Origin of the sequence: Nocardia sp. FDAARGOS_372, assembly GCF_002554515.1 — a bacterium.
GTDB lineage: Bacteria > Actinomycetota > Actinomycetes > Mycobacteriales > Mycobacteriaceae > Nocardia > Nocardia farcinica.
In genome coordinates, this window is record NZ_PDDW01000001.1 from 3,347,920 (window position 1) to 3,373,762 (window position 25,843).

At 72.8% G+C, this 25,843-nt stretch carries 17 protein-coding genes; 12 read left to right on the forward strand and 5 right to left on the reverse strand.

What is annotated here, in order from left to right:
• Positions 1-5: 5 nt before the first annotated feature.
• Positions 6-1,067, reverse strand: coding sequence for a TrkA family potassium uptake protein (locus CRM89_RS16115; protein WP_011211071.1), 1,062 nt, complete (start codon positions 1,065-1,067; stop codon positions 6-8).
• Positions 1,068-1,209: 142 nt separating this feature from the next.
• Between CRM89_RS16115 and CRM89_RS16120 the strand changes: the two genes are divergently transcribed.
• Complete coding sequence (locus tag CRM89_RS16120) at positions 1,210-1,605, forward strand: hypothetical protein (protein WP_098084792.1); 396 nt, start codon at positions 1,210-1,212, stop codon at positions 1,603-1,605.
• 13 nt (positions 1,606-1,618) lie between these two features.
• Here the strand turns inward: CRM89_RS16120 and CRM89_RS16125 are convergent, their stop codons facing one another.
• Positions 1,619-5,164: an ATP-dependent helicase gene (locus CRM89_RS16125; RefSeq protein ID WP_098084795.1), complete on the reverse strand. Its 3,546-nt coding sequence runs from the start codon at positions 5,162-5,164 to the stop codon at positions 1,619-1,621.
• A complete protein-coding gene (locus CRM89_RS16130; protein WP_229434777.1) occupies positions 5,161-9,021 on the reverse strand; it encodes an ATP-dependent DNA helicase in 3,861 nt (1,286 codons plus the stop codon). Before CRM89_RS16130 ends, CRM89_RS16125 begins: the two co-directional genes overlap by 4 nt.
• A 125-nt stretch (positions 9,022-9,146) precedes the next feature.
• Here CRM89_RS16130 and CRM89_RS16135 point away from each other — a divergent pair, with 125 nt between their 5' ends.
• The 7 genes from CRM89_RS16135 to mtnC are packed head-to-tail and all read left to right on the forward strand — an operon-like array spanning position 9,147 to position 15,787.
• Positions 9,147-9,932, forward strand: coding sequence for an alpha/beta fold hydrolase (locus CRM89_RS16135; protein WP_098084797.1), 786 nt, complete (start codon positions 9,147-9,149; stop codon positions 9,930-9,932).
• Complete coding sequence (locus tag CRM89_RS16140; RefSeq protein WP_098084800.1) at positions 9,933-10,229, forward strand: MGMT family protein; 297 nt, start codon at positions 9,933-9,935, stop codon at positions 10,227-10,229.
• Positions 10,230-10,268: 39 nt separating this feature from the next.
• Positions 10,269-11,012: a VOC family protein gene (locus CRM89_RS16145; RefSeq protein WP_086838605.1), complete on the forward strand. Its 744-nt coding sequence runs from the start codon at positions 10,269-10,271 to the stop codon at positions 11,010-11,012.
• A gap of 31 nt (positions 11,013-11,043) precedes the next feature.
• The gene (locus CRM89_RS16150; RefSeq protein WP_098084803.1) at positions 11,044-12,813 is read left to right on the forward strand and encodes an NTP transferase domain-containing protein; all 1,770 of its coding nucleotides are present in this window, start codon (positions 11,044-11,046) and stop codon (positions 12,811-12,813) included.
• A 48-nt stretch (positions 12,814-12,861) separates the two neighbouring features.
• Positions 12,862-14,520: an S-methyl-5-thioribose-1-phosphate isomerase gene (gene mtnA / locus CRM89_RS16155; protein ID WP_098084805.1), complete on the forward strand. Its 1,659-nt coding sequence runs from the start codon at positions 12,862-12,864 to the stop codon at positions 14,518-14,520.
• On the forward strand, positions 14,517-15,092 hold the full coding sequence (locus tag CRM89_RS16160; RefSeq protein ID WP_060594632.1) for an acireductone dioxygenase: 576 nt from the start codon (positions 14,517-14,519) through the stop codon (positions 15,090-15,092). The genes mtnA and CRM89_RS16160 overlap by 4 nt, the downstream gene beginning before the upstream one ends.
• Complete coding sequence (gene mtnC / locus CRM89_RS16165; protein ID WP_098084808.1) at positions 15,089-15,787, forward strand: acireductone synthase; 699 nt, start codon at positions 15,089-15,091, stop codon at positions 15,785-15,787. The genes CRM89_RS16160 and mtnC overlap by 4 nt, the downstream gene beginning before the upstream one ends.
• A 5-nt stretch (positions 15,788-15,792) precedes the next feature.
• Here mtnC and CRM89_RS16170 read toward each other — a convergent pair whose 3' ends face one another.
• Both CRM89_RS16170 and CRM89_RS16175 read right to left on the reverse strand, forming a co-directional pair.
• Complete coding sequence (locus CRM89_RS16170) at positions 15,793-16,731, reverse strand: hypothetical protein (RefSeq protein ID WP_060594630.1); 939 nt, start codon at positions 16,729-16,731, stop codon at positions 15,793-15,795.
• Positions 16,732-17,105: 374 nt separating this feature from the next.
• Entirely contained in the window at positions 17,106-17,930 is an 825-nt protein-coding gene (locus tag CRM89_RS16175) for a helix-turn-helix transcriptional regulator (protein WP_060594629.1), read from the reverse strand.
• A gap of 1,016 nt (positions 17,931-18,946) precedes the next feature.
• Between CRM89_RS16175 and CRM89_RS16180 the strand changes: the two genes are divergently transcribed.
• Genes CRM89_RS16180 through narI form a run of 4 tightly spaced genes read left to right on the forward strand, consistent with a single transcriptional unit; the run spans position 18,947 to position 25,827 of the window.
• Positions 18,947-22,687, forward strand: coding sequence for a nitrate reductase subunit alpha (locus tag CRM89_RS16180; protein WP_098084810.1), 3,741 nt, complete (start codon positions 18,947-18,949; stop codon positions 22,685-22,687).
• A gap of 1 nt (position 22,688) precedes the next feature.
• The gene (narH, locus tag CRM89_RS16185; RefSeq protein ID WP_086838596.1) at positions 22,689-24,395 is read left to right on the forward strand and encodes a nitrate reductase subunit beta; all 1,707 of its coding nucleotides are present in this window, start codon (positions 22,689-22,691) and stop codon (positions 24,393-24,395) included.
• Positions 24,392-25,072, forward strand: a complete 681-nt coding sequence (gene narJ, locus CRM89_RS16190; protein WP_098084813.1) for a nitrate reductase molybdenum cofactor assembly chaperone — start codon at positions 24,392-24,394, stop codon at positions 25,070-25,072. The genes narH and narJ overlap by 4 nt, the downstream gene beginning before the upstream one ends.
• Positions 25,069-25,827: a respiratory nitrate reductase subunit gamma gene (gene narI, locus CRM89_RS16195; protein WP_011211087.1), complete on the forward strand. Its 759-nt coding sequence runs from the start codon at positions 25,069-25,071 to the stop codon at positions 25,825-25,827. Before narJ ends, narI begins: the two co-directional genes overlap by 4 nt.
• The last annotated feature ends 16 nt before the right edge of the window (positions 25,828-25,843 follow it).

Genomic DNA, 25,843 nt, shown 5'->3' on the forward strand with positions numbered 1-25,843 from the left:
GTGTGTCATTTGCCCGCGCGGCGGATGTAGAGCAGCTTGTCGCCGGCCTCGATGGCGTCGACCTCGGGCTCACCGACGCGGATCAGTTCGCCACCGCGCACCACGCCGAGCACGATGTCACGCAGGTGCCGGGGCGAGCCGCCGACCTCGCTCGGTTCCACCTCGCGCTCGGCGACGGCGAAACCGGCCTCCGGCGTGAGCAGATCCTCCATCATCTCCACCACCGTCGGGGTGGTGGTGGCGATGCCGAGCAACCGGCCCGCGGTCTCGGAGGACACCACCACCGAGTCGGCGCCGGACTGGCGCAGCAGGTGGATGTTCTCCGCCTCGCGGATGGCGACGACGATCTTGGCGGTCTTGTTCAGCTCCCGCGCGGTCAGGGTGACCAGCACCGCGGTGTCGTCGCGGTTGGCGGCCACGATCACCGAGGCCGCGTTCTGCACGCTGGCCAGCCGCAGCACGTCGGATTGGGTGGCCGAGCCGTGCACCGTCACCAGGCCCGCGTTGGCGGCGGCCTCCAACGCGATCGGGTCGGTGTCGACGACCACGATGTCGGCGGGCTGCACGCCGTCGCCGACCATGGCATCGATCGCGGTGCGGCCCTTGGTGCCGTAGCCGACGACCACCGTGTGATTACGCACGCTGCGCCTCCAACGCTGAATCTTGAACGCCTGCCGGGACCGCTCGGTGAGCACGCTGATGGTGGTACCGACGAGCACGATGAGGAACAGAATCCGCAGCGGGGTGATGACGATGATGTTCACCAGTCGCGCCTGCGGCGAGGCCGGGGTGATGTCGCCGTAACCGGTCGTCGACAGCGAGACCGTGGCGTAGTAGAAGGCGTCGAGGAACGACAACTCGTCGCCGGTGTTGTCCCGGTAGCCGTCGCGGCCGATGTAGACCACCAGGGCCGCGCCGAACAGCAGCAGGACGGCGGCGATGATCCGCCTGGTCAGCGAAACCCACGGGCTCACCGCACCTTCCGGGATACGCAGCACGCCCACCAGCGTGAAGTCGGGGCGGCTGGTGAGGCCGGCCCGGCTGCGGTCCACGAAATCACCCAGCATGGCACTCACCCGCGGTCATCGGCGCCACGCACCGTCGTCCACGGCACTGTTCTCCCTCCGGCACACGACCGGAGCCTACCGGGTCGGGCCGAGGGGGAAGGGACTCGACGCGAACACCGGGTGAATGGGAAGGTGACTGCTCATGACAGACCATTCGATTCCGTCCGGCGACGGCCGCGGGCCCGCGCTCACCCTGGCGGCGATCCTCTTCGGGGCGGGCGTCATGCATTTCGTCCGGCCGGGCTTCTTCGACGCGATCGTGCCGCGCGCCCTGCCCGGGCGCGCCCGCGACTACACCTACGCCTCCGGGGTCGCCGAACTCGGCGTGGCCGCCGCCCTCGCGGTGCCGCGGACCCGCCGGCTCGGCGGCAGGCTGGCCGCGATGCTGTTCGTGGCCGTGTTCCCGGCCAACGTGCAGATGGCCGTGGACGTGCTCGGCAACGAGAAGGCGCCGCGGGCATTGAAGATCGGCAGCCTGGTGCGGCTGCCGTTGCAGTGGCCGCTGGTCGCCGCGGCCCGCCGGGTCGCGCGCGGCTGAGCCGTCACTCCCCCTAGCGGGGCGGGGCGGCGGCCCGGATGAGTTCGGCGAGTTCGTCCGGGCCGGGCAGGTCCTCGGGCGCGATGGTGCGGCCGCTGCGCACGTAGTGGAACGCGGCGTCGACCCGGTGCAGCATCGCCTGCTCGTCGCCGCCGGTCCTGGCCGCCATCAACCGCGCCCAGGCCAGCCGGTAGATGGCCAGCTGCATGGCGACCGCGGGTTCGTCGCCGGGGTCGGGCTCGGCGCCGGTCTTCCAGTCCACCACCACCCAGCGGCCGTCCGGCTCGGCGAACACCGCGTCCATCCGGCCGCGGATCACGGTACCGGCGATGGAGGTCTCGAACGGGACCTCCACATCGATCGGGCTGCGGTGCGCCCAGGCGGAATTCAGGAACGCGTCCTGCATGCGCGCCAGCTCGGCGTCCGCGGCGGCCTCCCCGGGATCCGGCTCGCCCGCGCCGGGCAACTCGTCGAAGCCGAGCAGGCGGGTGCCCGAGAACCAGCGCTGCACCCACGCGTGGAAGGCGGTGCCGCGCCGCGCCAGCGGGTTCGGCGGATACGGCAGCGGCCTGCGCAGCCGCCGCGCCAGCTTCGCCGGATCGGCGCGCAACTCCACCAGCGCGGTCGCCGGGAGCTGCCCGGGCAGTTCCACCTCGCGGGCCGCCCGCGCGGTCGCCTCGTGCTCGGCCAGCAGAGCGTCCACGTCGGCGGCCCAGCCCTCGGGGTCGTCGGGATCGGTGGGCACGTCGGTGACGACCGGGTCGAGGTCGGGTGACTGCGGTTGCGGCACACCGTCGTTCGGCGCCGATGGGAGCGCGCCGTTCGTGTCGGTAGGGGGCGGTACCGTCGGCGTATGACGGGGCGCGGGGCGGGGCACAGCGGGGGCATGGGGCACAGCGGGAGCACGGGGCCCGGTGGGCGCACGGAGTTCGGCGAGGGCGGCGCGGACGAGGGCGGCGCCCTGTTCCACCGGGTCGCGGCGAGGGCCGAGGGGGTCGCGCGGCCATTCGGCGGTGGCCGGGTTGTCGGCGAAGGGGTTCACGGCGTCGACCGGCGGTGGGTCGTCCCAGCGGGCGATCTCGACGGCGCCGTGGGCGGGGCCGTCGGGGGTTTCCGCGGCGCTCTTCAGCTCGAGCAGGAAGTCGGAGGGGCCCTTCGGGTCGCCGGTCTCGGCCCAGTGGTGCGCCGAAACCAGCAGCACGCGTTCGGTTCTGGTGAGGGCGACGTAGAACAGGCGGCGTTCCTCGTCGATCCGGCGGCGCTCGAGGGCCGCCTTGTGCGCGGCGAGCGCACGTTCCAGGTCGGCGCGGTCGTAGAGATCGGTGAGGTCGAGCACCGGCACGCCCTCGGCGGCGTCCTCGGCCACCCGGTCGCCGCGCAGCGCGGTGGGCAGTTCGGGCAGCGCGCCGAGCCAGGTGGCGCCCGCCGTGCCGGAGGGGAACACGCGCCGCACCACGTGCGGGACGGCGACGATCTCCCATTCCAGCCCTTTGGCGGCGTGCACGGTGAGCACCTGCACCCGGTCCTTGGCGACCTCCACCTCGCCGGGCTTGAGCCCGTTCTCCACCGATTCGGCCGCGGTCAGGAAGGCGAGCAGTCCGCCCAGCGAGGCGCCGGGGTCGGCGGCGTAGCCCGCGACGACCTCGGCGAAGGCGTCCAGATGCTCGCGGCCCGCGCCCGCGCCGAGCACGGCGCGGCGCGCCTGGGTCTCCACGCCGACGCCGATCGTGCGTTCCACATCGGCGACCAGTTCGGTCAGTGGCTGGCCGCTGCGCTCGCGCAGGGCGGCCAGTTCGCGGCCGAGTGCCTCGATGCGCTGATAGCCGGCGGCCGAATAGTTCTCCGCCGGACCGGGATCGGCGATGGCGTCGGCCAGCCCGGCCTGCTCGACCGGCTCGGGCGCCACCTCGCGCAACGCGGCCTCCAGCGCGGCGCCGTCGGTGATCTCGGCGCCCACGGCGGTGTCGGTGCGCACGACCGACAGTTCCCTGGCCCGCCGGGACAGGGCGGCCAGATCGGCGACGCCGATCCGCCAGCGGGCACCGGTGAGCACCCGCAGCGCGGCGCTGCCCGCCGCCGGTTCGGCGATCAGTCGCAGCGTGGCGACGATGTCGGCGACCTCGGGCGTGGCGAGCAGACCGCCGAGTCCGACGATCTCGACCGGCAGACCCCGCTCGCGCAACGCCTCGGCCAGCGGCGCGGCGTCGGCGTTACGCCGCACCAGCACGGCCGAGGTGGGCGGCGGCTCGCCCGCCGCGCGCCGGGCCGCCCATTCGGCGGCGATCCGCTCGGCCACCCACCCGCGTTCGTCCACCACGGTCTCGGTGAGTGCCAGTGCCACCACACCCGGTTCGGCACCGGGTTTGGCGCGCAGCGCGTCGACGGTGGCGCCACCGGCCTCGCGTGCCGCCTGCCGCAGCGGCTCGGCCACCAGGTTGGCCAGCGCCAGCGCTTCCGGCGGGTTCCGCCAGCTCGTCAACAACGGCAGGATCGGCGCGGGAACACCTGGCGCACAGGGGAAGTCGGTCGCGAACCGGGGCAGGTTGGCCGCCGAGGCGCCGCGCCAGCCGTAGATCGACTGCATCGGATCGCCCACCGCGGTCACCGCCGGCCGGGGCGCGCGCCCACCGGCCGTCCCCTCGGGATCGCCGGCGGCACCGCCGAACAGCGCCGCCAACAGCACCCGTTGCGCGTGGCCGGTGTCCTGGTACTCGTCCAGGAGCACCAGCCGGAACCGGCCACGCTCGGTCTGGGCGACCTCGGGATGCTCGGCGGCCAGCCGCGCCGCCAGCGACATCTGCGCGCCGAAGTCCAGCGCCCCGCGCCGGCGCAGGGCATCGTTCAGCGCGCGGACCAGCGGCAGCAACGCGACGCGCTCGTGCTGCACGCGCACGATGTCGCGCAACGCCTTGCTCGGCCCGCCGCGCTGCCGCGGTCCGGCGGGCAGGGTGTTGATCAATTTCTCCAGTTCGGCGTGCGCTTCGGCGAGTTCTTCCGGCTCCACCAGATGTTCGGCCAGCTGACCGGAGAGCGCGAGCACGGCCTCGGTCACCGAGACCGGCGTGCGTTCGGTGTCCAGGTCGCCGTCCCAGTTCCGCACCACCTGGTGCGCGAGCTGCCACAGCTGGGTCTCGGTGAGCAGCGTCGCCGAGGGTTCCACCGGCAGCAGCAGGCCGTGTTCGCTCAGCAGGCGGCCGGCGTAGGAGTGGTAGGTACTGATCTCCGGTTCGGCGCCGGCCAGTTGCGCGCGCAGCTCACCGCCGGAGTCGAGCTCGCGCAGCAGCGCCGATCCGGCCAGCCGGGCCAGCCGGGTGCGGATGCGGGCGGTGAGCTGCTGCGCGGCCTTGCGGGTGAAGGTGAGGCCGAGCACCTGCTCGGGCAGCACCAGCCGGTTGGCGACCATCCACACCACCCGCGCGGCCATCGTCTCGGTCTTGCCCGCGCCCGCGCCCGCGACCACCAGGGTCGGGCCGGGCGGCGCGGCGATCACGGCGGCCTGCTCGTCGGTGGGCGGCGGCAGGCCGAGCGCGTCGGCGATGCGGTGCGGCGAGACGGTCATTCGTCGGTCACCTGCCGGCCCGCGTCCTGCACCGGGCAGCAGCCCGCGACGGCGCAGTGCCGGCAGCCGTCGTTGCGCATGGCCAGGTAGCTGGGGCCGCGGGTGGCCGCGGCAGCCTGGTGGATGGTGTCGCGCCAGCTGTCGAGCGCCGCCGCGTCGAGCGGGTCCTGCATGCGCTGGGTGGCGCCCTCCTTGGTGTGCGGTTTGGCGACGTAGACCAGCCGCGCGCCGCCGGGTTCGCCCTCGGGGTCGAGTGCGCCCGAGGCGGCCGCGACCTGGTAGGTGGCCAGCTGGGCATGGTCGGCGGCCGCCTGCTTGCTGATCGGGTTCTTGCCGGTCTTGACGTCGACGATGACGAACCGGCCGAACTCGTCGCGTTCGAGCCGGTCGATACGGCCGCGGATGCGCACCGGCCGGTCGTCCTCGCTGCGCGCGGGCAGCACGCAGTCCACCGGCACCTCGACCCCGGCCTGGGTGAGTTCGCCGCGGGTGTTGCGGACCCAGGCCAGGAAGGTCTCCAGCATGGCCTCGGTGCGGCGGCGTTCCTGACGCGAATGCCAGCCGTCGCCGGGATCGATGGCGCGCCATGCCTTGTCCAGCGCCGCGCGCACCTGCGCCTCGGGCACCCGCCCGGCCAGCGCCTGCACCAGCGTGTGCACCAGACTGCCCTTCACCGCGTGCGGGTTGTCGCCGTCGGTGCCGCCGTGCCGCTCGAGGGCCCACCGCAGCGGGCAGGTGCGCAGTTGCTCGACGGTGGACGGGGACAGGGCGACGACGGCGTCGTCCTCCTCGGACCACAGCGGGTCCGCACAGCTCAGTTCGGCGGTGCCGTACCACTCCTCGGGCGCGGTGCCGCGCACACCGGCGTCGGCGAGGCGGGCCAGCTGGAAGGCCGCGCGGCGCCTGCGTTCCGGGTCGGCGGTGGGATCGCAGACCGCGCCGCGCAATTCGGCGACCAGCGAATGCATGACCAGGGCGCGGCCGGGGTCGACGACCGGCAGGACGCCCGGTTCGCCGTCCTCGTCGTGGCCGAGCAGTTCGGCCAGGAACCGGGAGGGCACCAGATCCCGGTCGCCGGTGACCGATTCCACCGCGGTCACCAGCAGCGAGCGCCGGGCCCGGCTGCACGCGACCAGCAGCAACCTGCGTTCCTCGGCCAGGATCGGCGCCGACCGGCTGACGTGCTCGCCCGCCCCGCCGACCCCGGCCAGGAGATCCACCAGATCCTCGGTGTGCAGCAGGGTGCCGCGCGGACGGGGGTTGGGCCAGATGCCCTCCTGCACGCCCGCCACGGCCACCACGTCCCATTCGCGTCCGGCCGCCGCGTGAGCGCTGAGCAGCGCCACTTCCTCACCGGGGGTGGTCAGCGGGCGGGTGTCGTGCGGAATCTCCTGCTGGGACAGGTATTCCACGAATCCCTCGATGCCCGCGCGCGGGAGCCGGTCCACATACGCGGCGGCCGCGTCGAACAAGCCGACGGCCGCGTCGAGATCACGGTCGGCCTGCATCCCCACCGCACCGCCGCGTTCGGACTGCGCCACCCAGCGGCGCTCCAGCCGGGAGGCGGTCCACAGCGCCCACAGCACGTCTTCGAGACCCGCGCCGCGCCGCCGGGCCGCGCGCGCCCGGTCGAGCGCGCGCAGCACCCGGCGCAGCGGCGCGGACTCGACCTCGGTGAGACCGTCGAGCAGTGCCGGGTCGGCAACCCCGACGAGCAGGCCGCGCAGCACCTCGGCGGAGGACTGGTCGATGAGCCCGCGGTGATCGTCGGCGGCGGGCCCGGCCGGGGCGGGGTCGTCGGTGGAGGCGATGCGTCCGCCCGCCTGCTGCCAGGCCGCGCTGTCGTCGGCGACCTCGGCGACTTCCAGCCCCCACTCCAGATCGGTGTCGCGCCAGTCGCTTTCGTCGGTGAGCAGATCGGGACGGGCGTCGGCGAGGCCGTCCGCGCCGTCGACCTCCGACCCGCCGGCCGCACCGCCGCCGTCCTCGCCGTCCCACCCGTCAGCCGCGCCGGGCACGCCGCCATCCCACCCGTCGGCCGGCCCGGCCGCGCCGTCGACCTCCGACCCGTCGACCACCCTGACCACGCCGCCGTCCCGCCCGTCGGCCATGCCGGCCACCCCGGCCGCGCCGCCCATGTCCGGTCCGCCGGCCACGCCGCCCGATGGAACCGGGGGCGCGCTCGTGTACCCGTCCGCATCCGGCTCTGCCGGAGTTTCGGCGCGCCGCCGCGCATCCGCGCCGGCGGAACCCCCTGTCGACTCCGGCAATTCGAACAGCGCCGTCTGCCCGGTCGCGCCGGACGCGAGCCCGGATCCCGCGGCCCCCCGCGATCGTTCCCGGGCCAGCACCGTGCGCCGGATCCCGCGCCGCAACCGGCGCAGGCTGATCTGATCCGCGCCGCCCAGCGGTCCGGCGAGCAGGTCGAGCGCGTCGTCGGCGGTGAAAAGCGTTGCGCTGCCCGCGCGTTCGCCGGCCAGCAGCGCCCGCAACGCCAGCAGCAGCCACGCCGCCCCGCGGCGCCGGGCGAGCGGCACGTCGATGGCCGGCTGATGCACCGGCACCCCGGCGGCCAGCAGCGCCCGGCGCAGCGGCGCGAGCGAGAGCGGCACCGAGCGCACGATCACCGCCATCCGCGACCACGGCACCCCGCCGGTGAGGTGCGCCCGGCGCAGGTGGTCGGCGATGAGGGCCGCTTCCTTGGCGGGGGTGGCCAGCACCCGCACCCGCACGGCGACACCGTCACCGCCGCCGGACTCCGCCGCCACCGCGGGCCGATGCGGCGCGGCGCCGGGCAGTTTCGCGGCGATCCTGGCGGCGGCCAGCCGCACCGACGGTCCGCTGCGGTGGTTCTCGCGCAGCACCACCCGCCGGTCCGCGGGCGCGCCGGGGTCGGCGGCGAACCGGGCGTCGGCGCCGCGGAAGGTGAACACGGCCTGGTCGGGGTCGCCCGCGACGACGGCGGTGTGCGCGGCGGCGCCGACCACCCTGATCAGGGTGGCCGCCTGCGGATCGAGGTGCTGGGCGTCGTCGACGAACAGGTAGCGGATCCTGGCCCGTTCGGCCGCGAGCAGTTCCGCGTCGGTGGCCAGCGCGTCCAGGCAGGCGCCGAGGAGTTCGGCGGCGTCGAGGGCGGGCGCGGTCGCCTCGGGTGCCTCCACACCGACCGACCAGCGCAACAGCAGCGCCTGTTCGTATCGCAGCAGGAACCGGCCCGCCGCCACCCATTCGGGCCGGTCGTGCTCGCGCCCTAACCGCTCCAGATCCTCCGGGCCCAGCCCGCGCTCGGTGGCGCGCAGCATGAGATCGCGCAACTGCTGGGCGAATCCGTCCAGGCCGAGTGCGGCGTGCAGGCGCTGCGGCCACAAGCCGGTGGCGCCCTCGGCGATGTCGGCGAGGTCACCGCGCAGCATCTCGCGCAGCACGGCATCCTGCTCGGCACCGGTCAGCAAACGCGGCGGCGGGTTGCCGTGCGCACTCGCGTGCCTGCGCAGCACCGAGAAAGCGTAGGAGTGCAGGGTGCGCACCAACGGTTCGGTGGTGGCGCCGGGCACACCGCCGGTCGGGCCGTCGTGCCCGGCCAGCCGCACCGTGACGGCGTCGCGCAGGTCGGCCGCCGCCTGCTTGGAGTGGGTGAGGACCAGCACCGACGCCGGGTCGGCGCCCGCCGCGATCCGGCCCGCGGCCAGGTCGACCAGCAACGCCGTCTTGCCGGTGCCCGGTCCGCCGAGCACCTGCCAGGGCCGCCAGCGGGGCCGGGCGGGCGGCGGGCCGGCGATCGCGGCGAGCAGCGGGCGCACCTCGGCGCCCCAGAGCCGGGCCCTGGGTGCTGTGACGTTCCGGCGAACCAGTCGCACCGCGCTATCCGATCGCACCACGCGGGCTATTGCAACAGACCGGGCCGACACGATCGCCGGCACGGCCCACCGGCGGTCGCCCCGGTCACCACCGGGCCGAGCCCCGCCGCGCGCCGGCGGACACAATGGTTCGCGTGTCGACCCTTCACGTTCACCGCTTCGGGCCACCGGACGCGCCGGTGGTGCTCGCCCTGCACGGCCTGACCGGACACGGCGCCCGCTGGGCGGCGCTCGCCGAGGAACACCTGCCCGACGTGCGGATCATCGCCCCCGACCTGCGCGGTCACGGACGCTCCACCGCGCTGCCGCCGTGGGATTTCGAGACCGTCGTGGCCGATCTGGCCGAACTGCTGCGGGCCGAGACGGACGAGCCCGTCCTCGTCGCCGGCCACTCCTTCGGCGGCGCGACCGGCGTGCACCTGGCCGCGCGCCATCCCGACCTCGTCCGCGCGCTCGTGCTGCTCGACCCGGCGATCGCGATCCAGCCCGACCGGCTCGCCGGCATCGCCCAGCGCACCCTCGACGAACCCGACTATCCCGACGTGGCCGCCGCCCGCCGCGACAAGCTGGCCAGCGCCTGGCACGACGTGGCACCGCGGCTGCTGGACGCCGAACTCGACGAGCACCTGGTGCCCACGCGTCCTGGCCGGGTCGGCTGGCGGCTGAGCCTGCCCGCGGTCACCTCGTACTGGGGTCAGCTGGCGCGACCGTTCGTGCTGCCGCCCGCGGGCCTGCCCACGGTGCTGGTGCAGGCGATGCTGGTGCAGCCGCCGTTCGTCACCCCGGCCTTCCGCGCGGCACTGGCCGAGCGGCTCGGGCCCGCGTTGACCATCCACGAGTTCGACTGCGACCACATGGTTCCGCTGGCCCGTCCCGCCGAGACCGCGGCCCTGATCCGCGGGCTGCTCTGAATGCCCACCTCCGAGGCGCAGATCGAGCGGGTGCGCGAGCTGGTCGCGAGCGTCCCGACGGGCCGCGTGGTGACCTACGGCGACCTGGCCGCCGCGGCTGGGCTCTCCACCCCGCGGACGGTCGGCTGGATCATGCGCACCGACGCCGCCGACCTGCCCTGGCACCGGGTGGTCGGCGCGGGCGGCAAGCCCGCGGCGCACCTGGCGCACCGGCAATTGGGCCTGCTCGTCGCCGAGGGCGTCCCGGTCCGGGACGGCCGCGTCGACCTGCGCGCGGCCCGGTTCCCCCTCGAGTGACCCGTTCTCGAAACGCGGACCGGGCGCTACCGTGGAGTGATGTCGGTTCGAGTGGCGGGTGTGGCCTTCGACGCGCGGCAGCCGCGTCGGCTGGCCGGATTCTGGGCCGAATTGCTCGGCTGGACAGTCCTGCTGGACCGGCCCGGCCTGGTGGAGGTGGCCGCGCCGGACCCGGCCGGGGTGGATCTCGCGCTGACGTTCCTGGCCGCCGAGCGCCCCGTGGACCCGGGCAAGAACCGCATCCACGTCGACCTGGTGAGCCGCTCGCGCGCCCATCAGGAGCTGCAGGTGGACCGGGCGTTGGCGCTGGGCGCGCGGCGCGTGGACATCGGACAGGGTGCGGTGCCGTGGACGGTGCTCGCCGATCCCGAGGGCAACGTGTTCTGTGTGCTGGAGCCGCGCGAGCAGTTCGTCGACACCGGCGCGGTGGCCGCGATCGTCGTCGACACCGTGAATCCGGTTGGGCTCGCGGAGTTCTGGGCCACGGCCTGCGGCTGGCCGGTGCGCTACCGCAGCTCCGCGACGGTGGCGCTGCGCGCCGCGACCGACCTCGGTGCCTGGCTGGCCTTCGTCCGCGGCGACGACGCGCACGGCCGCGGCAGTCGGGTGCACCTGGACCTGGCCGCCTTCGCCGACGACCACGAGGCCGAGCTCGACCGGCTCCGCGCCGCGGGTGCCACCGCGGTGATCCCCGCCCCGCGGGCGCCGCACGCCGTTCTCGCCGATCCCGAGCACAACGAGTTCTGTCTGCTGCGCGCCGCCGCCGACTACACGGGCGTATGACGCAGCGCTCGGCGCCGCGACGGCCGATAGCATGGGCCACCATGTCGTGCTACGCGCCGGAGCAGTCCCGGTGACACCCGCGGACGCGATCGTGCTGGCGGGCGGGCGCGCCAGCCGGATGGGCGGCGTGGACAAGCCCGGCCTGATGGTCGGTGGCCGCTCGATGCTCGAGGCGGCGCTCGCGGCCGTCGCCGGGTGCGCGGCGCGGGTGGTGGTCGGGCCGCACCGCCCCGGCCTGGATCCGGATATCCGCCAGGTACGTGAGTCACCGCCGGGCTCGGGGCCGGTGGCCGCGATCGAGGCGGGGCTGCGGGCACTGGCGGACTCGGCGGCGCCGCTGGTTGTCGTGCTCGCCGCCGACATGCCCTTCCTCACCGGCGCGACCGTCGCCGAATTGCTGCGCGTCGCAGCCGATTCCGATGCGCAGGCGGTGTTCGCCGCCGACCGTTCCGGGCGGCCGCAGTATCTCGCCGGGGTGTGGCGGCGCCCGGCCCTGCGCGCCGCGCTCGACGGCCTCGACTCGGTGGTGAACCAGCCGATGAAGGCGCTGGTGCCCGCGGGCAGCGTGACCGTCGAACTCGACGGCGTGACCGACTGCGACACCGAGGACGAGGTGCGGCGGGCCCGCGTGCGGGCGGGCGAACCGCTCGACCTGGCGCAGGCCCGGGCCGCGCTGCGGGCGGAACTGACCGCGCTGCCCGTCCACCGCGGTGTGCTGCGCGACGCGCGGGGCGCCGCGCTGGCCGAGCCGCTGACCGCTGCCGAGGCGCTGCCACGCTTCGACGTCTCCGCGATGGACGGGTACGCGGTCGCCGGGGATGGGCCGTGGCGCCTGCGCCGCGACATCGGCTTCGCGGGCGGGCAGCGGCCCGCGGGGTTGCGGCCCGGCGAGGCCGTGCGCATCGCCACCGGTGCGCACGTGCCGGAGGGCACCGACCGGGTGGTGCGCGACGAGTTCGCCGAGCTGTCCCCCGACCAGCTGCTGCACCGGCTGCCCGACACCCCGCTGCGCGAGGACATCCGCCGCCGCGGCGAGGACCGCGAGGTCGGCGACCCGGTCGCTCCGGCGGGCACCCCGGTCACCCTCGCGCTGGTGTCGGCCGCCGCGAGCGTGGAGGTCACCGAGGCCGCCGTGCGCGGGCCGGTGCGCGCCCGGATCGTGATGACCGGCGACGAGATCCGCAGCGCGGGCCCGCTGCGCGCCGGACAGACCCGTGACTCGATCGGGCCGGTCCTGCCCGATCTGCTCGCCGCCTGCGGCGTGCGCACCGTCGACCTGGTGCACCTGCGCGACACCCCGAACGGTTTCGACGAGGTGCTGGCCGCCGCGGACGACTGCGATCTGCTGGTGGTGGTCGGCGCGACCGGGCGCGGCGCGGCCGACCAGCTGCGCGGTGCGCTGGACCGGGCGGACGCGACGATCGTGGTGCCGCGCCTGCGGATGCGCCCGGGCGGATCCACCATCGTCGCCGAAACAAATTCCGGCACAACAGTTCTCGGGCTGCCCGGGAATCCGTTCGCCGCCGTGGCGACCGCACTGGCGCTGACCCCCGCGCTCGTCGCCGCCCGCACCGGGGCGCAGCCGCCGCGGCCGCTGCTCGTTCCGCTCGCCAACGCGGCCGCGGTCGCCGCACCCGTCACCCGCGTCGTGCCCGCGCGCGCCGCCGAGGGCGGCTGGCTCGGCGACGCCGCGGTGCGCACCGCCCATCTCGGCGGCCTGATCGATCGCGACGGATTGGCCGTCGTCCCGCCCGGCGCCCGCGACGGTGATCCGGTGGAGATCCTGCCCCTGCCCCGCTGATGCCCGGTTGCCGTCCCGAACGGCCGGGTCGCTAGGCTGTGGCCGGTGATGCGCCCGATCGATGACAGTTCGCTGACCTGGGATGACGGTGCCCTGGTCACCGTCGACCAGCGCGGCCTGCCGCACGAGGCGCGCCCGTTGCGCCTGCGCACCGCCGATCAGATCATCGACGCGATCAAGACGCTCGCGATCCGCGGCGCCCCCGCCATCGGTATCGCGGGCGCTTTCGCGGTGGTGCTGGCCACCCGCGCGCACACCCGCGACGGCATCGTCGACGTGGCCGCCGTGCGGGCCGAGGCCGACCGGATCGCCGCCGCCCGCCCGACCGCGGTCAACCTCGCCTGGGCGGTGGACCGGGTGCGCCCGCGCATCGCCGAAGGCGCCGACGCGGTGCTCGCCGAGACCCTCGACATGCTCGCCGAGGACGGCCGGGTCAACCGGGCGGCCGCCACCCACGCCGCCGACCTGGTGCAGCGCCTGTGCGGACCACGCCCGCTGCGCGTGCTCACCCACTGCAACACCGGCCGGCTCGCCACCAGCGCCTTCGGCACCGCCATCGGCGCGCTGCGGGTGCTGGCCGAACGCGGAGCGATCGAGGAGGTGCTCGTCGACGAGACCCGCCCGCTGCTCCAGGGCGCCCGCCTGACCACCTGGGAGCTGGCCGAGGCGGGTATCCCGCACCGGCTCACCATCGATTCCGCGGCGGCCTGGGCCATGGCGACCGGGCTGGTGGACTGCGTACTGGTGGGCGCCGACCGGGTGACCGCGCGCGGCGACGTGGCGAACAAGATCGGCACCTATGCCGTCGCGTTGGCCGCGCACCGGCACGGGATTCCGTTCGTCGTGGTCGCCCCCGAGTCGACCCGCGACCCGGCGACGGCGAGCTGGCGCGACATCGTGGTGGAGGAACGCGCCGCGGAGGAGGTCACCGCGTTCGCGGGCACCGCCACCGCGCCGGTCGGCACGGCCGCGTTCAACCCGGCCTTCGACGTCACTCCCGCCGACCTGGTCACCGCGGTGGTCACCGAGCACGGCGTCGTGCACGGCACGGTCGCGGCGGAACCGGGCGCGCGGATCGCCGCCACCGCCCGTGAGCTCTACGCGCGCGGCTGGATGCCGGGCACGGCGGGCAATCTGTCCGTGCGCACCGGCGACACCGCCGTGGTGACCGCCAGCGGCCTGGCCAAAGGCGAACTGTCGGCGACCGACATGGTGCGGGTGGCGATCGCCGATTCGACGCCGTTGCCCGGTCAGGACCGCAGACCGTCCGCCGAGACCTCCATCCACACCGCCGTCTACCGCGCCACCGGCGCCGCGGCCGTGGTGCATGTGCACTCGCCGTTCGCGACCGCACTGGCGACCAGGGCCGGCGCCGCCGACGAGGTACGCGTCCTCCGGATCACCGACTACGAACTCATCAAGGGTCTGGGCGGCACCGATCGCACCGCGATCGACCTGGCGATCTTCCCCAACTGGCGGGACGTGCCGCGCATCGCCGCCGACATCGAGCGCCGACTCGCCGAACATCCCGGCGCGCCGCCTGTGTTGTGTATCGCCGGGCACGGCATCACCACCTGGGGGGAGAATCTGACCCAGGCACGTGATCGCGCCGAGTGTCTGGAGGCCCTGTGCGAGTTGGTACTTCGCACGGGCCGAGAGCACGCGTTCGCCCCGCAGACCCACGTACTCGAGATGGGACCGACATGACCCTGTTGCAGGTGATGGCCGCCGACGACGCCGCCCGGGTGCGGCTGCGCACGACCGAGGAGGCCGCCGTCGCGGCGGAACTGGCCGCGCACGGCATCACGTTCGACCGCTGGCCGGTGCTCGACGACGCCGCCGCGCTGTCCTCCGACGACCTGCTCGCCCACTACGCCGACCGGATCGCCGCGCTGAACGCCGACGGCCGCTACCGTCACATCGACGTCGCCCGCATCCACCCCGACGACGCGGACCCGCAGTGGCCGCAGACCGCGCGGGCCGCGCGCACCAAGTTCCTCGACGAGCACCGGCACGCCGAGGACGAGGTGCGCTTCTTCGCCGCCGGTCGCGGGTGCTTCTACCTGCACCTCGGCGCCGAGGTGTTGGCCGTGGTGTGCGAGGGCGGCGACCTGATGTCGGTGCCGGCGGGCACGCTGCACTGGTTCGACATGGGCGAGCGCCCCGACTTCATCGCCGTGCGGTTCTTCGAGGAGGCCGACGGCTGGGTCGGCGACTTCACCGGCGACCGCATCAGCGCGGGCTTCCCCACCCTCGACGACCTGCTCACCGCGCCGTGACCACCGCGATCGTTCTCGACATCGAGGGCACCACCAGCCCCACCAGCGCGGTCCGCGAGGATCTCTACGGGTACACCCGGGCCAGGCTGCCCGAGTGGCTGGCGCGGCACCGCGACGACGCGGCCGCGCCGATCCTGGCCGCGACCCGGGAGCTGGCCGGACGGCCCGACGCCGATACCGACGAGGTCGCCCGGATCCTGCGGGAGTGGCTGGGTTCCGACGTCAAGGCCGAGCCGTTGAAGGAGGCGCAGGGCCTGATCTGTCACGAGGGCTTCGCCACCGGGGCGCTGCACGGCGAGTTCTTCCCCGACGTGCCGCCCGCGTTGCGCGCCTGGCACGCCGCCGGGCACCGCCTCTACGTGTACTCCTCGGGTTCGCTTCGCAATCAGCGGGATTGGTTCGCCCATGCCCGCGGCGGCGAGCTGGGCTCGTTGATCAGCGCGCATTTCGACCTGACGACGGCGGGCCCGAAGCGCGAGGCGGGGTCGTATCGGCGCATCGCCGAGGCGCTCGGGGTCGAGGCCGGGCAGCTGCTGTTCCTGTCCGACCATGCCGACGAACTCGACGCCGCGGTGGCGGCGGGCTGGTCGGCCGTGGGGGTCCACCGGCCGGGCGAACCCAACCCGCCGCGACCACCGCACCGCTGGATCGGCTCCTTCGACGAGCTCGACCTCGCGCGGACGCCCGTGTCCTGACGCGCCTAGGCGCCGAACACGCGGGCCTGGGGCAGCACCGCGCCGAGGCGGCCGGCGGGTACGGCGTCGAAGATCCGGCGGGCCTGCACCGCCGCCGGGTTGGTGGACCACGGTGCCAGTGCCGTGGTGAACATCAGCTCGCACCACGACAGCGCGGGCACGTCGCCCGCGGCGAGGGTGGCGATGAGCGACATCTCGGTGTCGTGGCCTGCCCACGCCGCGATCAGCCACGACGCGTCGAGCCTGCCGAGGAATTCCTCGGCGTCGTCGGGCGGGCCGTGCGGGGTGTCGACCGCCAGGTGCACGGTCGCCGCGATCGCGTGGCGCATCTTGGCGTCGATGCCGACGGCGTCGTGCAGGAGCAGCGCCTCGAGCGCCGAACGCAGTTCCATGCTCGCGTCCTGCTCGACCGGTCCGGCGCCCTCACCTGAAGTGCGGATCATGGGAAACGCCTCCTTCGGTTCATCGTTCGCATACGGGTAGCTGTCCACCGCCCGCAGATGCCTGCCCAGCCGCCCGTCCGGCGCCTCCGCGTCCACCAGATTCACCAGCGCGCCCGGATTCCAATCGAGGCTGCCGAAGACCTGGCACCAGTCCAGGGCCGGGTTGTCCTCGGAGATCACCAGGTCCAGGACCAGGCCGGACATGGCGGCCGCACAGGCCAGGGTGACGGTGTCGACGTCGGGATCGGTCAGCACCAGGTGTAGCGTCGCCTCGCTGTGCCCCGCGTCGGCGCGGGCGCGGCCGGCCAGCCAGACCGCGCGCGCCGCGGCGGCCATGGTGCCGGCGAACCGGTCCCCGTGCGGGTGGTCGGCGTCGCTGTCCAGGAACGGGCCGTACCAGAGGGCGCGGCCCTCGTCGCCGCAGACCGCGAAGGTGCCGTTGGTGCAGTCGGCGGCCGCCGCGAGCGAGATGTGGGGTACCAATCCGATGTCATCGACCATGAAGCACTCACTCCCCGCAATGTTCGCGCAATCCGTCGCCGCCCCCGGTGCCGATCCCCTGCGCTGCCGCCCAATTCCCGGTGCCGGCGATAAACGGATCGAATACGTTTCGTTGCCTGATGTCCAGTTGATCCATTCGATCTCGCGTGCCCTGCGAAGTACTTACACCGGCCAGTGCAACTGCCCGCGGGGCGCGGCACGCATCCGGTTCCGCATTTCTCCGGCAACGCATTTCGTCACCATATCCGCCGGGACAGCGAAGCATCGTGACATTCGTGCGATCCGCGCCCGGGTTTCCTGTGATCCGGCACGGAAACCGCCTCTGTGCTGCGCAATTGCCGGGTAACGAATAGGTATCGGAACGGCGGCGGGGGCTAACCCGCCGCGGCGGGATGCGGGGCGCCGGTGTTCGGGCAGGCGTTGCGGATGCCGAGGAAGAACTGCACCCGGCCGGGATGGCTGCCCGAATCCAGCCGGAACATCTGCACGGCGAGGGTGAAGCACTCGCCGGTCCGTACGTCACGCAGGTGCATGTCCGGGCTGTCGCGACCGTAGACGGTGCCGCCCGCGGCCCAGATGGCGCGGAACTCCGGGAACCGGCCGAGGTCGGCCAGCAGGTCGGCGGACCACCGCGTGTCCCCGGACTGCCCGATGAGGCCGCGCAACCATTCCACCGTCAGCACCGCTTCCCGCTGCCATTCGACCAGTACCTGCCGGGAGATCTCGTTGCCGAACAGCCAGTGCAGGATGTTCACGTCCTCGGCCAGGCCGGGAAAGGTGGCCGCGTAGGTGTCGTTGCAATACAAGAGGTTCCAGCGGGTGTCGAGGTAGGCGGCGGGGTTCGGCTCGTGCACGGCCAGGCCCGCCCTGGTGGCCTCGCCGATGTCGGCGCGCAGCTCCTCGACGCTGGGGTAGGCGTCCTCGGACAGGCCGGCCAGGTCGTAGAGGTGCCTGCGTTCGGCGGCGGTGAGCGGGCTGATCCGATCCAGGTAGCCGACCAGCGCTTCCACCACCGCCTTGGTGGGGTGCTCACGGTCGCCGCCCTCCAGGTGGGTGATGTAGCTGGCGCTCACCCCGGCCGCGAATGCCAGCTTTTCCCGGGAAATACGGCGCTCGTCACGCAGCTTGCGCAGCAGGCCGCCGAAGCTCGGCGGGCGCAGCAGATCTCCGGGTCCGGCGTCGATCGACTTGTGTGCCACAGCAATCCGCTCCTCGAGGACCGTAGACGTATCGTGTTGTGCGTTGCTCCACCCGGCAGGCCCGCCGCGCGACGGGAATCGCGGCCACTCGAATCAGACGGGTATCGGACGAATGCCCATGAACGGGGATTTTAACTGATTGATCTCCAAAATATTCGGCAGCAATTAGCCAAATCAGCAAACTCTCGGCAATGCTCCCCGAACGAATGGGACCGGCGGACACGGATATACGAACGGGCGGCTCACGCGGACGCCCGGGAGCGGTCGGCGCACCGTGCACCGTCTCGTCGCGCCCCTCCGCGACGACTCCCGCGTCCCGCACCCAACGCTCCTGAGCCGAACCGAACAGTCCTCGATCTACGCGCCGCTCACCCTACCGTAGCGGCCGGTGGAGAGCTATTACCCAGCCGTTTTCGAAACAGAGCCATTACCAGCGAAATTCAGCCGACAACCCGTACCGTGGGGCGAGTGGCAACTTCGGCGCGGAAACGACGCGACCGGATCGCGTGCGCACTCGCGTGCGTCTACTCGGCGGCGAGGGCGCGGGCCAGGACACCCGCGCGGCGGGCCGGTCGCGGCGGCGAGCGCGGGTCTTCCCGGTGCCCGCACACCGTCGGGTGAACACGCGGCGAACTTCCCGTCGCGGTGCGCCCGGCCACAGCGGGTGTCCCGAGCCGACCGCCCGGATTGTGTTAACGATTGTAAAGTGCCCGAGAAGCCCCGGTTTCCAAAGCTTCACCGGATCGGGGCGCCGGGTACCGCACCCGCCCCGGACAACCCCGTTCCCCGGCGATAACCGCAGGTCGCGCCCCACCCGGTGCGAGCGGCGCCGCCGGGCCCGGTGACCACGACGTTGCCGCGATCTCACAGCTCACCCGCGCCCCGAGCGCGGTGTGAGAGATTCGTTTGGACGCGCCTGCCGCCCTCCTTACAGTCGGTGCAACCACCCGATCTCACCGCTCGAAGGGGGCGTCGTGGTTCATTCGCGCACTTCACATTCGGCATCCGCGGACCGGGTGCCGTCGCGCCCGGCCGACGCGGGCGATGCCCTGCTCCGGCTGGGCCGGTACTTCCAGCGCGGTGAGGTGTCGGCGGATCAACGCTCCCTGCACAAGGTCGGCGGCCGCGCCGCCGACGAGTTCTACCGCGACCGCTGGGCACACGACAAGGTGGTGCGGTCCACCCACGGCGTGAACTGCACCGGCTCGTGCTCGTGGAAGATCTACGTCAAGGACGGCGTGATCACCTGGGAGTCGCAGCAGACCGACTATCCCTCGGTGGGCGCCGACAAGCCGGAGTACGAGCCGCGCGGCTGCCCCCGGGGCGCGTCGTTCTCCTGGTACACCTATTCCCCTGCCCGCGTGCGCTACCCGTACGTGCGCGGCACGCTGCTCGAGCTCTATCGCGAGGCCAAGGAGCGGCTCAAGGACCCGGTCCTGGCCTGGGCCGACGTGGTCGAGGACCCGGAGAAGGCGGCGCGCTACAAATCCGCGCGCGGCAAGGGCGGTTTCGTGCGCGCCGAGTGGTGGGAGGCGGCCGAGATCGCCGCCGCCGCCCACGTGCACACGATCAAGAAGTACGGACCGGACCGGGTGGCCGGTTTCTCGCCGATTCCGGCCATGTCGATGGTGAGCCACGCGGTCGGGGCGCGGTTCATCTCGCTGCTCGGCGGCTCGATGCTGTCGTTCTACGACTGGTACGCCGATCTGCCGGTGGCCTCGCCGCAGGTGTTCGGCGACCAGACCGACGTGCCGGAATCGGCGGACTGGTTCGACGCCGGATACCTGATCATGTGGGGCTCCAACGTCCCGGTGACCCGCACCCCGGACGCGCACTACATGACCGAGGCGCGCTACCGGGGCCAGAAGGTGGTGGTGGTCTCCCCGGACTATGCCGACAACACCAAGTTCGCCGACGAGTGGGTCGCGGCCCGCCCCGGAACCGATGCCGCCCTTGCCATGTCGATGGGGCACGTGATCCTGCGGGAGTTCTTCGTCGAGCGCGCCACCCCGCGGTTCCTCGACTACGTCACCCGCTACACCGACCTGCCCTACCTGGTCTGCCTCGACGACCCGCGGGGCTGGGACGCCGAAGGGAACTACCACCACGACGGCGCGCTGGCGGGCAAGTTCCTCACCGCCGCCGATCTGGGCCGCGCCGACGACAACGCCGCGCACAAGCCGGTGCTGCTCGACGCCGACGGCATGCCGGTGGTGCCCAACGGTTCGCTGGGCCACCGCTTCACCGAATCCGACGCGGGCCGGTGGAACCTCGACCTCGAGGGCGTCGAACCGCTGCTGACCCTGTACGGCCGCGCCGAAGCCGAACCGGTCGCGGTCCGACTGCCGCGCTACGACGCCGACCAGCCGGGCGTGCTGGTGCGCGGCGTGCCGACGGTGACCGTCGCGGGGCGGCGGGTGACCACGGTGTTCGATCTGTTGCTCGCCCAATACGGCGTGGGCCGCGCGGGTCTGCCCGGCGACTGGCCGACCGGTTACGACGACGCCACCGCCCCCTACACCCCGGCCTGGCAGGAGACCATCACCGGTGTCCCGGCCGTGCAGGCCGCGCGCATCGCCCGCGAATTCGCCGACAACGCCGAACGCTCCGGCGGCCGGTCGATGATCCTGATGGGCGCAGGCACCAACCACTGGTTCCACTCCGACCAGATCTACCGCGCGTTCTTCACCCTGACACTGCTCACCGGCTGCCAGGGCGTCAACGGCGGCGGCTGGGCGCACTACGTCGGGCAGGAGAAGTGCCGTCCGGTGACCGGCTGGGCGACGCTGGCCTTCGGTCTGGACTGGCAGCGGCCGCCGCGCCAGATGCAGGGCACGGTGTTCTGGTACCTGACCAACGACCAGTGGCGCTACGACCCGTTCACCGCCGAATCGTTCGCCTCGCCGCTGGGCACGGGCCGCTTCGCCGGGCGCACCGCCGCCGACAACATCGCGCTGGCCAGCCGGCTGGGCTGGATGCCGAGCTACCCGACCTTCGACCGCAACCCGCTCGACCTGGCCGACGAGGCCGAGGCGAAGGGCGTGGCCGCCGCCGATCACGTGGTGGCCGAACTGAAGGCGCAGAACCTGCGTTTCGCCTGCGAGGACCCCGACGCCCCGGAGAACTTCCCGCGCTGTCTGACGGTGTGGCGCGCCAATCTGCTCGGCTCCTCCGGCAAGGGCAACGAGTACTTCCACCGTCACCTGCTCGGCGCGGACGCCAACCTGCAGACCACCGACGCCACCGGCGTGCGCCCGCAGGAACTGGTCTGGCGCGAGCAGGCCGCCACCGGCAAGCTGGATCTGCTGCTGAGCCTAGATTTCCGGATGACCAGCACCACGCTGTTCTCCGACATCGTGCTCCCCGCGGCCACCTGGTACGAGAAGCACGATCTGTCCTCCACCGACATGCACCCGTTCGTGCACGCCTTCTCGCCGGCGATCTCCCCGCCGTGGGAGGCCAAGACCGATTTCGAGGCGTTCCACCGGATCGCGCGCGGGTTCTCCTGGATGGCCGAGAAGCACCTGGGGGTGCGCAAGGACATCGTCGCGGTGCCGTTGCAACACGACTCGCCCGACGCGCTCGCCCAGGCCGGTGGCCGCGTGCTCGACTGGAAAGCCGGCGAGTGCGAGCCGATTCCGGGCAAGACCATGCCGAAGCTGGTGGTGGTCGAGCGCGACTACCCGAAACTGGCCGAGAAGATGGCCGCGCTCGGCCCGCTGGTCGAGCAGCTGGGCCTGACGACCAAGGGCGTCACGACGCTGCCCGACGCCGAGGTGGAGTACCTGGCCGGGGTGAACGGCACCGTGGTGTCGGGGGTGGCGCGGGGCCGCCCCTCGCTGGCCAAGGACACCCACGCCGCCGAGGCGATCCTGGCGCTGTCGGGCACCACCAACGGCCGGCTCGCGGTCGAGGGCTTCCACGCCCTCGAGCGGCGCACCGGCACTCGGCTCGCCGATCTGGCCGCCGAGGCCGAGGGGAAGCGGATCACCTTCGCCGACACCCAGGCCCGGCCGGTGCCGGTGATCACCTCCCCGGAGTGGTCGGGCAGCGAAACCGGCGGCCGGCGGTACTCACCGTTCACCATCAACACCGAACGGCTCAAGCCCTGGCACACCCTCACCGGCCGCCAGCACTTCTACCTCGACCACGACTGGATGATCGAACTCGGCGAGCAGCTGCCGATCTTCCGGCCGCCGCTGGACATGACCGCGCTGTTCCGGGAGCCCGGCGTCGGGGAGGTCTCCGAACGCGGTGTGACGGTGCGCTATCTGACCCCGCACTCCAAGTGGTCCATCCACTCCGCCTACCAGGACAACCTGCACATGCTGACGCTCTCGCGCGGCGGGCAGACGATCTGGATGTCGGACCGGGACGCGGCCAAGATCGGCGTGCGCGACAACGACTGGATCGAGGCGGTCAACCGCAACGGCGTCGTGGTCGCCCGCGCGATCGTCTCGCACCGCATGCCCGAGGGCACCGTGTTCATGTATCACGCCCAGGACCGCGCGGTGGACGTGCCGCGCATCGAGGGCACCGACCCGAGCGGATTCGACTGGCCCACGCCCACCGAGCGGGTCGGCAAGGGCAAGCGCGGCGGCATCCACAACGCGCTGACCCGGATCATGATCAAGCCCTCCCATCTCATCGGCGGTTACGCCCAACAGTCCTTCGCGCTGAACTACCACGGACCCACCGGTAATCAGCGCGACGAGGTGACGACCATTCGCCGCCGGTCCCAGGAAGTGGAGTACTGACATGCGCGTCATGGCACAGCTGGCGATGGTGATGAACCTCGACAAGTGCATCGGCTGCCACACCTGCTCGGTCACCTGCAAACAGGCCTGGACCAATCGCGGCGGCACCGAGTACGTCTGGTTCAACAACGTCGAGACCCGGCCCGGGCAGGGCTATCCCCGGCAGTACCAGGACCAGGAGAAATGGAAGGGCGGCTGGACGCTCACCAAGCGCGGCAAGCTCACCCTGAAATCCGGGTCGCGGATGAAGCGGTTGCTCAACATCTTCGCCAACCCCGATCTGCCCACGGTGTCGGACTACTACGACCCGTGGAGCTACGAGTACGACAACCTGCTGTCCGCCCCGCCCACCGACACCACCCCGGTGGCGCGGCCCAAGTCGCTGATCACCGGCGCGGACACCCAGGTGACCTGGGGCGCCAACTGGGACGACGACCTGGGTTCGGGCCCGGAGCAGGTGGGCCGCGACCCGCTGCTGAACCGGCTGTCCGAGCAGGTGAAACTCGAGTTCGAGCAGACCTTCATGTTCTACCTGCCGCGCATCTGCGAGCACTGCCTCAACCCCTCGTGCGCGGCCTCGTGCCCCTCCGGCGCGATCTACAAGCGCGCCGAGGACGGCATCGTGCTCGTCGACCAGGACGCCTGCCGCGGTTGGCGCCAGTGCGTCACCGGCTGCCCGTACAAGAAGATCTACTTCAACCACAAGACCGGCAAGGCCGAGAAGTGCACCTTCTGCTACCCGCGGGTGGAGGTCGGCATCCCGACGGTGTGCTCGGAGACCTGCGTGGGCAGGTTGCGCTACATCGGCGTGATGCTCTACGACGCGGACAAGGTGCTCGAGGCCGCTTCCGTCACCGACACCGCCGACCTGTACCCGGCGCAGCTGGGTGTGTTCCTCAACCCGCACGACCCGCGCGTGATCGCCGAGGCGGAGCGGGCCGGTATCTCACCGGATTGGCTTCAGGCCGCGCAGGATTCGCCGGTCTACCGGCTGATCGTCGACTACCAGATCGCGCTGCCGCTGCATCCGGAGTACCGGACCATGCCGATGGTCTGGTACGTGCCGCCGCTGTCGCCGGTGGTGGACGTGCTCACCGAGACCGGCCACGACGGTGAGGACGCGCGCAACCTGTTCGGCGCGATCGACGCACTGCGCATCCCGGTGGAGTACCTGGCCGAACTGTTCACCGCCGGTGAGGTGGGTCCGGTGCGGGCGGCGTTGCAGCGACTGGCGGGCATGCGCTCGTTCATGCGCTCGGTGAACCTCGGCGAGGAGCCCGATCCGGCGATCGCGCCGTCGGTGCGGCTGGAGCCGGAGGAGATCGAGGCGCTGTACCGGCTGCTGGCCATCGCCAAGTACGAGGACCGGTACGTCATTCCGCAGGGCGCCACCGCGCGCGCCCACGAACTGGACTCACTGGCCACCGGGTGCAGCCTCGACACCGACGGCGGGCCGGGGATGACCGCCTTCGACCAGATGGTGGAGAAGTTCCATCTCACCGACACCAACGAGGCCGCGCCCGCGGGCAAGTCGGGGCGGATCAACCTGTTGAACTGGGACGGCAAGAGCACCGCGGGGCTGGTGCCCTCGCCGAACGGTTCGGCGGACGGGCACGGCAGCGCCGCCGGGCACGGGGTCGGTGGCGGCAACGGCGCCGCCGCCGGCTCCGCCGCGCACTCCCCCGACGTGACGGGAGCGCCGTCGTGAGCCTGCTGAAACTGCGCCGCAGGCCCGAGCCCGCGGTGGCGATGTCCGAGCGCGATCGGCGGTTGGTCTGGCGGCTGGCCGCGCTCGCGCTCGACTATCCCGGCCCGCCGCTGCTCGGACTGCTCGACGAATTGACCGCAGCGGCAACGGAATTGCCCGATCCGGTGCGCGGTCCGTTGGACGCGCTGCTCACCCACCTGCGGGTGACGCCGCCGCTGGACCTGGCCGCCGACTACGTCGCGACCTTCGACCTGCGCAAGCGCGCCAGCCTGCACCTGACCTTCTACGCCTACGGCGACACCCGCAAGCGCGGCATGGCGCTGCTGCGCTTCAAGCACGCCTACCGGCACGCCGGGGTGGAACCGGGCGAGCAGGAGCTGCCCGATCACCTGCCGGTGCTGCTCGAATTCGCCGCCACCGTCGACCCGGTCGGCGGCGAGCGGCTGCTCGGCGAGCACGTACCGGTGCTGGAACTGCTGCGACTGTCGTTGTCCGACAACGGTTCGCCCTATGCGGGCGCGCTGGGCGCGGTGCTGGCGACCCTGCCGCCGCCGACCACCGCCGACCGGCGGCGCATCGCCGAACTCGCCGCGCAGGGCCCACCGGAGGAGGAGGTGGGGCTCGAACCCTTCGCGATGGACCCCACCCTGTTCACGCACTCGGAAGGCCGCCGATGAACGCCAGCCCCAACCTGCCCGCCGAACTGTGGCTGATTCTGCCCTACATCGCGATCACCTCGTTCGTGCTCGGCCACATCTGGCGTTACCGCAACGACCAGTTCGGCTGGACCACCCGTTCCTCGCAGATCTACGAGTCGCGGCTGCTGCGGCTGGGCAGTCCGCTGTTCCACTTCGGCATGCTCGGTGTGTTCTTCGGGCACGTGCTCGGCGTGCTGATCCCGGCGTCGTGGACGAGTGCGGTGGGGATCTCCGAGCACACCTACCACGTCATCGCCGTGGGGGCCGGATCGATCGCGGGCGCGGCGGTGCTGGCCGGAGTGGCGATCCTGCTGTACCGGCGGGTCACCGTGCCCGCCGTGCGCAAGGCCACCACCACCAACGACAAGGTGATGTACGTCCTGCTGGCCGCCGCCCTGGTCACCGGCCTGCTCAACACCTGGGGCAGCAACCTGCTGTGGGGCACCTACGACTACCGCGCCACCGTCTCCCCCTGGTTCCGCAGCCTGTTCACCCTCGACCCGCAACCCGAGCTCATGGTCGACACGCCCTGGACCTTCCAGCTGCACGGCCTGGTCGTCCTCGCCCTGGTCGCCGTCTGGCCCTACACCCGCCTGGTGCACATGTTCAGCGCCCCCGTCGGCTACCTCACCCGCCCCTACATCGTCTACCGAGCCAAGGAGACCAACGCCCCCGACACCCGCCGCTACGCGCGGGCCTGGGACGCCCCGGTGACCCCGGAGCACTGGCGCTGAACCATCGGTGGGCCCC